Genomic DNA, 248 nt, shown 5'->3' on the forward strand with positions numbered 1-248 from the left:
GTTCTGGGCCCCCTGCACGACCACGGTGCCGTTGGGCACGCGCTGCATCACGGGCACGGTCACGCTGCCCAGCAGGCGGTTGCTCTGCGCGCTGGTGCCCTTGCCGGTGAAGTCGCGCGAGCCGGTCGCGCGGGCGCCCAGGATGTCCTTGCCGCCCAGCGTCACCGGCGCACCGAACAGCGTGGGCGTGCCCAGCGCGAGGTTGGTTTCCTTGTCGGTACTGGTGTTGGCGGTGGTCTGCGCGGTGG

1 protein-coding gene is annotated in these 248 nt (G+C 71.8%); it reads right to left on the reverse strand.

Going from position 1 to position 248, the window contains the following annotated elements; genetic code table 11:
• The coding region (locus ACQG3P_RS21250) for a flagellar basal body L-ring protein FlgH (protein ID WP_426806159.1) at window positions 1-248 on the reverse strand (248 nt) is incomplete at both ends.

Origin of the sequence: Stenotrophomonas sp. SrG (assembly GCF_050031795.1) — a bacterium.
GTDB classification, from domain to species: Bacteria; Pseudomonadota; Gammaproteobacteria; order Xanthomonadales; family Xanthomonadaceae; genus Stenotrophomonas; species Stenotrophomonas rhizophila_A.